This is a genomic window from Burkholderia sp. (assembly GCF_018375725.1).
GTDB lineage: Bacteria > Pseudomonadota > Gammaproteobacteria > Burkholderiales > Burkholderiaceae > Burkholderia.
On the sequence record NZ_JAHACR010000142.1, the window covers coordinates 1 to 9,977 of the forward strand.

Genomic DNA, 9,977 nt, shown 5'->3' on the forward strand with positions numbered 1-9,977 from the left:
CAACTTTTATTAAAAATGGAATTTCTTCACCATCTGCTTCGCGGTATGCCGCTGTGCATTGCCGCTGATATTCATCGCCGCGATGATCTGCCCGCGCCGGTTGCGGATCGGCGCCGAAATCGACAGCAGGCCGACTTCCAGTTCCTGATCGACGATCGCCCAGCCTTGCTGGCGAACCTGCGCGATGGCGGCCTTCAGTTCACCGATATCGGTCGTCGTCCGCGCCGTATGCGCGCGGATGTCGCTCTGCGCGAGCGTTTCGTCGAGCGCGGCGTCGTCGAGCGCGGACAGCAACACGCGGCCCATCGACGTGCAGTACGCGGGCAGGCGGCTGCCGATCGACAGGTTGATCGTCATGATCTTGTGTGTCGGCACGCGCAGCACGTAGACGATCTCGGTGCGGTCGAGCACCGCGGCCGAGCAGCTCTCGTGGATCTGTGCGGACAACTGCTCCATCACCGGATCGGCGAGATTCCAGAATGGCATCGACGTCAGGTACGCGAAGCCGAGATCGAGAATCTTCGGCGTGAGCCGGAACAGGCGGCCGTCCGCCTCGACGTAGCCGAGCGTCTGCAGCGTGAGGAGAATCCGTCGTGCCCCGGCGCGGGTCAGGCCGGTCGCGGATGCCACTTCGGTCAGGGTCTGCTCGGGATGGGCGGCGTCGAACGCGCGGATCACCGCGAGCCCGCGCGCGAACGACTGGACGTAGGAGTCGCCGGGTTTCTGGGTGTCGTCGTGGGTCATGAGCGGTTGGAATGTCGTGCAGCCGAGAAGATAGCGCATGGGGACAGACACGCCAACCGCAGGCGCTTGACACATCCTCCCCACACTCCCTATGATGCCTCGAAACGTTCGATATTCGATCCAATGTTCGTATATAGAACATTTAGGCGCATCCGGGCGATCATTGCAATGGGTGCGTTCGTTTCGATTTCACGGAGACACTGATGACCGAAGCTTTCCTGTGTGACGCGATCCGCACCCCCATCGGCCGCTACGGCGGCGCACTGAAAGATGTTCGCGCCGACGACCTCGGCGCGGTGCCGCTCAAGGCGCTCGTCGAGCGCAACCGCGACGTCGACTGGTCCGCCGTCGACGATGTGATCTACGGATGCGCGAACCAGGCCGGCGAGGACAACCGCAACGTCGCACGCATGTCGCTGCTGCTTGCCGGATTGCCGCAGGGCGTGCCGGGCACGACGCTCAACCGGCTGTGCGGCTCGGGCATGGACGCGGTCGGGGTCGCCGCGCGGGCGATCAAGTCCGGCGAAACGGGGCTGATGATCGCCGGCGGCGTCGAAAGCATGACCCGTGCGCCGTTCGTGATGGGCAAGGCGGCCAGTGCGTTCGCGCGGCAGGCGGATATCTTCGACACGACGATCGGCTGGCGTTTCGTCAATCCCCTGATGAAGCAGCTGCATGGTGTCGACTCGATGCCGGAGACCGCCGAGAACGTCGCGACCGACTACGGCATCAGCCGCGCCGATCAGGATCGGTTCGCGCTGCGCAGCCAGCAGAAAGCGGCGCGCGCGCAGCAGGACGGCACGCTCGCGGCGGAAATCGTCGCCGTGACGATCCCGCAGAAAAAGGGCGACCCGGTCGTGGTGTCACGCGACGAGCATCCGCGCGAGACGTCGCTCGAGGCGCTCGCCAGGCTCAAGGGCGTCGTGCGCCCGGACGGCACCGTGACGGCCGGCAACGCGTCGGGCGTCAACGACGGCGCTTGCGCGCTGCTGCTCGCGAACGAGGAAAACGCGAAGCGCTTCGGCCTGACACCGCGGGCGCGCGTGCTCGGCATGGCGACGGCGGGCGTCGCCCCGCGTGTGATGGGGATCGGCCCGGCGCCCGCGACGCAGAAGCTGCTGCACCAGCTCGGCATGACGATCGACCAGTTCGACGTGATCGAGCTGAACGAGGCGTTCGCCTCGCAGGGCCTCGCGGTGCTGCGGATGCTCGGCGTCGCCGACGACGATCCGCGCGTGAACCCGAACGGTGGCGCGATTGCGCTCGGACACCCGCTCGGCGCGTCGGGCGCGCGGCTCGTGACGACGGCGATGTATCAGCTGCATCGCACGAAAGGCCGTTACGCACTGTGCACGATGTGCATCGGCGTGGGGCAAGGCATCGCGATCGCCATCGAGCGGGTCTGATTGGGCGAAGGCGCGGCGTGAGCCGCGCCGCTTCGGAACCGGTACGCTCGACCCGCGAGCGTGGCAGGGCTCATGCCGATGATGGCGACCGGACGGTCGCGATGAAAGTTCGCCGGAAGCGGACTGGATTTCATCCATGAATCATGTGTCATGCAACGATGCGCATAGGCCGGTTTTCTGCATATTTTCCCTAGCCATGGTTAATGTTTTCGGAAATTCTGCCGAAAGCGTAGGGGTGTGACCAAATCCTTCCAGGTGTGCCCGGCTGCGTTTGGTCCCGAGCCGTTAATCCAGAAGCCCAGAAGCGGACGCAAGATCTGTCATTCGGAGCCCACCACCATGCGCAACAACCAGCCCGTCACGCAACACGAATACGATTTCCCCGATGATGCGACGCTGATGTCGACCACTGACGCCAACAGCTACATCACCTATGCGAACGCGGCGTTCATCCAGGTCAGCGGATATTCCGGCGAGGAAATCGAAGGCCAGCCGCACAACCTCGTGCGCCACCCCGACATGCCCAAGGAGGCGTTCGCCGATATGTGGGCGACGCTCAAGAGCGGCGAACCATGGACGGCGCTCGTCAAGAACCGCCGCAAGAACGGCGATCATTACTGGGTGCGCGCGAATGCGGTGCCGGTGATGCGCAACGGGCAGCCGACCGGCTACATGTCGGTGCGCACGAAGGCGTCGCGTGACGAGATCGCGGCGGCCGAGGCGTTGTACCGCGATTTCCGCGAAGGCCGTGCCGGCAGCCGGCGTTTCCACAAGGGGCTGATCGTCCGCAAGGGGATCGCCGGCTTCACGTCGCTGCTCCAGACGATGTCCGTACGCTGGCGGCTCCATTCGGCGCTGCTCGCGCTGACGCCGGCCGTCGTGGGCGCCGGCTGGGCGTGCGGTTTGTCGGGCGCGGGGCTGGCCGCGTTCGCCGCGGTAACGGCGGGCATTTCCGTCGGGGCGGGCCTGTGGCTCGATGCGCAGATCGCGCGTCCGCTCAAGCAGCTGCGCGATCAGGCGTTGCGTGTCGCGACCGGCGAGAGCCGCGGCGGTGTGCGAATGAATCGCGTCGACGAGATCGGCATGGCGCTGCGCACGATCAACCAGCTCGGGCTGATGTTCCGCTGGCTGATCGACGACGTGAGCGAGCAGGTGCTCAACGTTCAGCGCGCGAGCAACGAGATCGCACAGGGCAATAACGATCTGAGCTCGCGCACTGAACAGGCGGCAACGAGCGTGCAGCAAACCGCGGCGTCGATGGCGGAGATGACGGCGACCGTGTCGAGCAACGCGGAGACGGCACTGCAGGCGAACCAGCTCTCTGTTTCCGCGAGCGATGCGGCGCGGCGCGGTGGCCAGGCCGTAAGCCAGGTCGTCAATACGATGCACGAGATCACCGACAGTTCGCGCAAGATCGAGGACATCATCAGCGTGATCGACGGAATCGCATTCCAGACCAACATCCTCGCGTTGAACGCGGCGGTCGAGGCGGCGCGTGCGGGCGATCAGGGGCGCGGGTTCGCGGTCGTCGCGGGCGAGGTGCGGGCACTGGCGCAGCGCAGCGCGAACGCGGCGAAGGAGATCAAGACACTGATCGGCGCGAGTGTCGAGCGGGTCGAGTCGGGCGCGCGGATCGTCGACGATGCCGGCAAGACGATGGAGGACATCGTCACGCAGGTGAAGCGCGTGTCGGATCTGATCGCGGAGATCAGCTCGTCGACGGCGGAGCAGAGCACCGGCGTCGCACAGGTCGATCAGGCCGTGGTGCATCTCGACAACATCACGCAGCAGAACGCCGCGCTCGTCGAGCAGAGCACGGCGGCGTCGGAGAGCCTGAAGCAGCAGGCGACGCGGCTGGTGGATGCGGTGGGTGTGTTCCGCTAGGTCGGGAACAAGGCTGCATGGTCCAGGCCACGATCAAATCGTGGCGATCAGTTGCTGCGCGATCAGCGCAGTCACGTTCATCTTGTCGTGATGCGCGCGCTCGAGCATGCCGACGCTGCGGTATTCCGTCTCGCCGGGCAGCGGCACGACGCGCAGCGCATCTTCGTGGTTCCAGGTCGAGCGCCGCAACAGCGGCACGACAGTCACGCCGACGCCTTGCCGCACCAGCGCCACTAGCCCCTCCAGCGAACTGAGTTCGAGAAATGTGCTCACCTTGATGCGTTCCCGGCGCAGCGCGCGGTCGATGACCGCGCCGGTGCGCTGGGTCGCATCGAAGCGCAGGAACCGTTCGCCTTCCAGCAGTTCGCGCACCGAGGCCGATTTCAGGTTCGCGGGCGCCAGCACGACGATCGGCTCGCGATAGAGCGGCGTCCAGCGCGCGCGCGCCGGCAGCCGCCCCGGCGCTTCCACGAGCACCGCGCAGTCGATGTCCCCGGTGTCGACCCGCTCCGCGAGTTCGATCGATTTCGCCGTCATGATGCGGACCTCGAGGCGCGGCTGTGCGGCCTTGATCTGCGTCACGGCTTCCGCGAGCGCGCTGACCGCCGATTCGACCGTGCCGATCGTCACCGGACCGATCGGCGCTTCCAGCCCCGCTGACAGCATCCGCATCGCATCGTATTGCGCGAGGATCTGCTGCGCGTAAGGCAGGAGCGTCAGGCCCATCGTGTTCAGCGCGATCGAGCGGCCGGCGCGGTCGAACAGCGCGTGATCGAATTCCTCTTCGAGCGCGCGCATCTGCATGCTGACCGCCGACTGGGTCAGCGCCATGTGCTCGGCGGCGAGCGCGAACGAACCGTATCGGGCCACCGCCGCAAACGTGCGCAGAAATCGCAACGTACTCATGAAAGCACTCCGGTCAGCCGATGATCGAAATCGCCCGGCGAAGGCCGCGCGCGCCGGCTCGCGACCCGTGCGCCTCCTTCGAACACGACGTTCGATTCATCAAGATTCCTGAAGTCGCGCATCAAAAATTCTAGCTTTCCCTGATTATTTTTCCCAGCCAGAATGAGTCCGCAAGGTTGTGCCGGATGCGCCGCGATTTTCCTGCATCACAAGCGAGGCCGGCGGCGAGGCGTGCCGCGGGCGAGTGGAACTGACAACGGGACTGGGAGCGGTCACGATGGAAATTTCAGTGGAGTCCGAAAGCACCGCAGCATTGGCAGGCACTCCAGCGGCCGGGCGACGGATCGACACCCGCATCATTGCCGTGTCGACGATCGGCAACGCGCTCGAGTGGTTCGATTTCACCGTCTTCACGTTCTTCGCGGCGGCGATCGCCAAACAGTTCTTCCCGACCGACAATCCGGCGGCGGCGCTGCTCGCGACCTGGACGACGTTCGGCGTCGGCTTCCTGACCCGGCCGCTCGGCGGCATCCTCCTTGGCAGCTACGCCGACCGGCACGGCCGCAAGGCGGCGCTTCTGGTCACCATCTCGGTGATGGCGCTCGGCGTGGCCGTCATCACGTTCACGCCGACCTATTCGCAGATCGGTCTTGCCGCGCCGGTCATGATGCTGATCGGCCGCTTCCTGCAAGGCTTTTCGGCCGGCGGCGAGGTCGGCAGCGCCACCGCATTCCTGGTCGAGCATGCGCCGGTCGAGCGGCGCGGCGTGTACGGCAGCTTCCAGATGATCGCGCAGGCGTGCAGCATGCTGCTCGGCGCGACCGTGAGCGTCACGATCACCCAGTTGCTGACGCCGGCCCAGATCGACGCGTTCGGCTGGCGCATCCCGTTCGCGCTCGGGCTGCTGATCGTCCCGGTGGGCCTGTACGTGCGCTCGCGCCTCGACGAGTCGCCCGTATTCAAGCAAGCCCGGCACGTCGAGCGGCAAAAGCGCTCGCCGTTCCTGGAATCGGTGATCTCGCACTGGCGCCAGGTGCTGGCCGGCTTCGGCCTGACCGTCTACGGCACGATCGGCACGTATCTCTTCTACTACTACATGCCGAGCTACGCGACGCGTTCGCTGGGCATGTCGCTCAAAAGCAGCGTCATCGCGTCGCTGTGCGCGGCGATCGCCTACATCGTCGGCACGCTGGCGTCCGGCCGTCTATCGGATAGCGTGGGCCGCAAGAAGCCGATGGTCGCGTCGGCGGCGATCAGCCTGGTCATCGCGTATCCGTTGTTCAAGCTCGTCAGCGTCGTGCCGACACTGCCCGTGCTGGCTGTCGTGCAATGCTGCCTGATGCTGTCGCTCGGCCTGTTCCAGGGTTCGTACTGTGCGTTCGTGTGCGAACTGTTCCCGGCGCGCGTCCGTGCCACGTCGATGGCCATCGGCTACAACTTCGCGGTAATGATCTTCGGCGGCTTCGCCGGGACGATCGCGACGCTTCTGATCGGTCATACCGGCGACAAGCTGTCCGTCGTGTACTACGGCATGTTCGGCGCGGCCGTCGGCCTGACCACGATCCTGTTGCTGAAGGACCGTTCGCGCCAGCCGTTGCTGTAGCCGGATGACGCGATTCACCTGATCGGGGCCGGCTTGCCGGCGGTCGCGTGGCGAGACGGCCGCGCGACTGTCTCCGGCCGCCGCATATCGACGTTCGAGGACACCGGATTGTTATGACCATCATTCCCGCGATTGCCGAAGCCGAGCCGGAACTGCAAGCCATCCGCCGCGATTTTCACGCTCACCCCGAGCTGCGCTACGAAGAGGCGCGCACGTCCGACATCGTGGCGCGGAAGCTCGAATCGTGGGGCATCGAAGTCACGCGCGGACTGGGCCGCACCGGCGTGGTCGGCGTCCTGAGAAACGGTACGGGCAAGAAGACGATCGGCTTGCGCGCGGACATGGACGCGCTGCCGATCCAGGAACTCAACACATTCGCGCATGCGTCGCGGCATCCCGGCAAGATGCATGCATGCGGTCACGACGGCCATACGGCGATGCTGCTCGGCGCCGCGCAATACCTGGCCTCCCATCGTCATTTCGACGGCACCGTCGTGTTCATTTTCCAGCCCGCGGAAGAGGGCGGCGGCGGCGCGAAGGCGATGCTCGAAGACGGTCTGTTCGAGCGATTCCCGGTCGATGCGGTGTTTGCGTTGCACAACTGGCCGGGATTGGCCGCGGGCCATTTCGGCGCACGGGTCGGCGCGACGCAGGCGTCGAGCAACGAGTTCCGCATCGTCGTCAAGGGAACGGGCGCGCATGCTGCGATTCCGCACGAGGGTATCGACCCGGTGCTGACGGCGATGCAGATCGGCACGGGCCTGCAAAGCATCATGACGCGCAACAAGCGTCCGATCGACGCCGCCGTGCTGTCGATCACGCAAATGCAGGCCGGCGAGGCGGTCAACGTGATTCCGAATACGGCGACGCTGGCCGGGACGGTGCGCACCTTCTCGGTCGAGGTGCTCGACCTGATCGAGACACGCATGCGCGCGTTCTCGGAGGCGACCGCCGCGGCTTATGGCTGCACGGTCGAATTCACGTTCGACCGGAATTATCCGCCGACCGTCAATACCGCAGCCGAAACGCATTTCGCGCTGAACGTGATGCAGGAGATCGTCGATCGCGATCGCGTACAGACGAACATCGATCCGACCATGGGCGCCGAGGACTTTTCCTTCTTCCTGCTCGAGCGTCCGGGTTGCTACGCGTATATCGGCAATGGTCTCGGCGACCATCGCGCGCATGGTCACGGGCTCGGTCCGTGCACGCTGCACAACACGAGCTACGACTTCAACGACAGCGTGCTGACGCTCGGTTCGACTTACTGGGTGCGGCTGGCCGAGGCGTATCTGGCGAAGTAGGCGGGCGCACCCGGCGCAGGTCCGAGCCGTGACGCCCGCCCGGTTGCCCGGGCGGGCGGCCGGCCGGTCAGACGGCCAGACAGAGGTACTTGATCACCACATAGTCGTCGATGCCGTAATGCGAGCCTTCGCGGCCGAGGCCCGATTGCTTGACGCCACCGAACGGCGCGACCTCATTCGAGATCAGCCCGGTGTTGACGCCGACCATGCCGTACTCGAGCGCTTCCGCGACGCGCCACACGCGGCCGATGTCGCGACTGTAGAAATACGCCGCAAGACCGAACTCGGTATCGTTCGCCATCCGGATCACGTCTTCGTCGCTGCTGAACTTGAACAGCGGCGCGACCGGGCCGAACGTCTCTTCCTTCGCGACCTTCATCGCCGGCGTGACGCCTGTCAGCACGGTCGGCTCGAAGAACCCGTGACCGAGCGCGTGACGCTTGCCGCCGGCCGCGACGTGTGCGCCCTTCGCGAGCGCGTCCTCGATGTGCGCCTCGACCTTCAGCACGGCCGCTTCGTTGATCAGCGGGCCTTGCGTGACGCCCGGCTCGGTGCCGCGCCCGACCTTCAGCTGGCCGACCGCCGCGGCGAGCTTCTGCGCGAACGCGTCATAGACGCGCTCGTGCACGTAGAAACGGTTCGTGCAGACACAGGTCTGGCCGCTGTTACGGTACTTCGACGCGATCGCGCCCTGCACCGCCGCATCCAGATCGGCGTCGTCGAACACGATGAACGGCGCATTGCCGCCCAGTTCCAGCGACACCTTCTTGACCGTCGGTGCGCACTGCGCCATCAGCAGGCGGCCGACCGCCGTGGAGCCGGTGAACGACAGCTTGCGCACGACCGGATTCGACGTCAGTTCCCCGCCGATCGCCTTCGGGTTGCCCGTCACGACGCTGAACACGCCGGCCGGCACGCCCGCGCGTTCGGCCAGCACGGCCATCGCCAGTGCGGAGAACGGCGTCGCCTCGGCCGGTTTCACGACAATCGGGCAGCCTGCGGCGAGCGCCGGGCCGACCTTGCGCGTAATCATCGCCGACGGGAAGTTCCACGGCGTGATCGCTGCGCACACGCCGACCGGCTCCTTCGTCACGACGATGCGCTTGTCGCTCGCCGGCGTCGGAATCGTGTCGCCGTAGACGCGCTTGCCTTCTTCCGCAAACCATTCGAGGAACGACGCGGCGTAGCCGATCTCGCCCTTGGCTTCGGCGAGCGACTTGCCCTGCTCGGTCGTGAGGATCAGCGCGAGGTCGTCGGCGTGTTCCATCATCAGGTCGTGCCATTTGCGCAGGATCGCCGCGCGTTCCTTCGCGGTCTTCTTGCGCCAGGCGGGCCAGGCGGCGTTGGCGGCGTCGATCGCCTGACGCGTCTCGGCCGCGCCCATCGCCGGCACGGTGCCGACGAGGCCGCCCGTCGCCGGGTTGCGGACTTCGAACGTCTCGCCGCTCGCCGCGCCTTGCCATTGGCCGTCGATATAAGCCTGCTGGCGGAACAGCGAGGGATCTTTCAGTGCAAGGGATTCTTGAACAGTGCTCATGATGGTGCCTGCTTTGCAGATGCGACGGCCGCCGCCGTCCCGGGGGGGACGGCGGCGGTGCGGTCAGTTGGCGGAGGCTCAGGCCGGCACGCCGACCGTTTCCTTGAGTACCTCTTCGAGGATGCCGAGTGCTTCGTCGAACACGGCTTCCGTAATCGTCAGCGGGAACAGGAACCGTACCACGTTCGAGTACACGCCGCAGACGAGCAGCAGCAGCCCGCGTTCGAGCGCGCGCGCCTGCACGCGCTTCGTGAATTCGGCGTCCGGCTCGCCCGTGCCCGGCTTCATGAATTCGACCGCGATCATCGCGCCCGGACCGCGCACGTCGGCGATCTGCGGCACGTCGGCCTGCAGTGCGTTCAGCTTCGCCTTCAGCGTGTCGCCGAACTGCGTCGCGCGTTCGCACAGTTTCTCTTCGTCGATGATCTCCAGCACCGCGTGCGCCGACGCGACCGCCAGCGGGTTGCCCGCATACGTGCCGCCGAGGCCGCCCGGCGCGGCCGCATCCATCGCGTCCGCACGGCCGACGACGCCCGACAGCGGCATGCCGCCCGCGAGACTCTTCGCCATCGTGATCAGGTCGGCCTGCACGT

The 9,977-nt window shown here is 66.1% G+C and carries 8 protein-coding genes; 4 read left to right on the forward strand and 4 right to left on the reverse strand.

Annotated features, from left to right (window positions below; translation table 11 throughout):
- Window positions 1-9 precede the first annotated feature (9 nt).
- A complete protein-coding gene (locus KH616_RS15330; protein ID WP_292247670.1) occupies window positions 10-744 on the reverse strand; it encodes an IclR family transcriptional regulator in 735 nt (244 codons plus the stop codon).
- 203 nt (window positions 745-947) lie between these two features.
- Between KH616_RS15330 and pcaF the strand changes: the two genes are divergently transcribed.
- On the forward strand, window positions 948-2,150 hold the full coding sequence (pcaF, locus tag KH616_RS15335; RefSeq protein ID WP_292247673.1) for a 3-oxoadipyl-CoA thiolase: 1,203 nt from the start codon (window positions 948-950) through the stop codon (window positions 2,148-2,150).
- 339 nt (window positions 2,151-2,489) lie between these two features.
- Window positions 2,490-4,034 carry a PAS domain-containing methyl-accepting chemotaxis protein gene (locus KH616_RS15340; RefSeq protein WP_292247675.1) on the forward strand — a complete coding sequence of 515 codons (1,545 nt, stop codon included), beginning with the start codon at window positions 2,490-2,492 and terminating at the stop codon, window positions 4,032-4,034.
- A gap of 33 nt (window positions 4,035-4,067) precedes the next feature.
- Here KH616_RS15340 and KH616_RS15345 read toward each other — a convergent pair whose 3' ends face one another.
- Window positions 4,068-4,940: a LysR family transcriptional regulator gene (locus KH616_RS15345; protein ID WP_292247678.1), complete on the reverse strand. Its 873-nt coding sequence runs from the start codon at window positions 4,938-4,940 to the stop codon at window positions 4,068-4,070.
- A 277-nt stretch (window positions 4,941-5,217) separates the two neighbouring features.
- On the opposite strand from KH616_RS15345, the gene KH616_RS15350 reads away from it, so the two are divergent.
- Together KH616_RS15350 and KH616_RS15355 are read left to right on the forward strand one after the other, a co-directional pair.
- On the forward strand, window positions 5,218-6,543 hold the full coding sequence (locus tag KH616_RS15350) for an MFS transporter (RefSeq protein ID WP_292247681.1): 1,326 nt from the start codon (window positions 5,218-5,220) through the stop codon (window positions 6,541-6,543).
- Window positions 6,544-6,656: 113 nt separating this feature from the next.
- The gene (locus tag KH616_RS15355; protein WP_292247683.1) at window positions 6,657-7,847 is read left to right on the forward strand and encodes a M20 aminoacylase family protein; all 1,191 of its coding nucleotides are present in this window, start codon (window positions 6,657-6,659) and stop codon (window positions 7,845-7,847) included.
- Between the two features lie 67 nt (window positions 7,848-7,914).
- Here the strand turns inward: KH616_RS15355 and gabD are convergent, their stop codons facing one another.
- Together gabD and KH616_RS15365 are read right to left on the reverse strand one after the other, a co-directional pair.
- On the reverse strand, window positions 7,915-9,384 hold the full coding sequence (gene gabD, locus KH616_RS15360; protein ID WP_292247687.1) for an NADP-dependent succinate-semialdehyde dehydrogenase: 1,470 nt from the start codon (window positions 9,382-9,384) through the stop codon (window positions 7,915-7,917).
- A gap of 78 nt (window positions 9,385-9,462) precedes the next feature.
- A partial coding sequence (locus KH616_RS15365; protein ID WP_292247688.1) for an aminotransferase class III-fold pyridoxal phosphate-dependent enzyme occupies window positions 9,463-9,977 on the reverse strand: 515 nt, incomplete at its 5' end.

Bases quoted from the DNA above. Each gene is read 5' to 3' on its own strand.
- KH616_RS15330 (WP_292247670.1), bottom strand. From the start codon at position 744: ATGACCCACGACGACACCCAGAAACCCGGCGACTCCTACGTCCAGTCG.
- KH616_RS15345 (WP_292247678.1), bottom strand. From the start codon at position 4,940: ATGAGTACGTTGCGATTTCTGCGCACGTTTGCGGCGGTGGCCCGATAC.
- KH616_RS15350 (WP_292247681.1), top strand. From the start codon at position 5,218: ATGGAAATTTCAGTGGAGTCCGAAAGCACCGCAGCATTGGCAGGCACT.
- KH616_RS15355 (WP_292247683.1), top strand. From the start codon at position 6,657: ATGACCATCATTCCCGCGATTGCCGAAGCCGAGCCGGAACTGCAAGCC.
- gabD (WP_292247687.1), bottom strand. From the start codon at position 9,384: ATGAGCACTGTTCAAGAATCCCTTGCACTGAAAGATCCCTCGCTGTTC.
- KH616_RS15340 (WP_292247675.1), top strand. From the start codon at position 2,490: ATGCGCAACAACCAGCCCGTCACGCAACACGAATACGATTTCCCCGAT.
- pcaF (WP_292247673.1), top strand. From the start codon at position 948: ATGACCGAAGCTTTCCTGTGTGACGCGATCCGCACCCCCATCGGCCGC.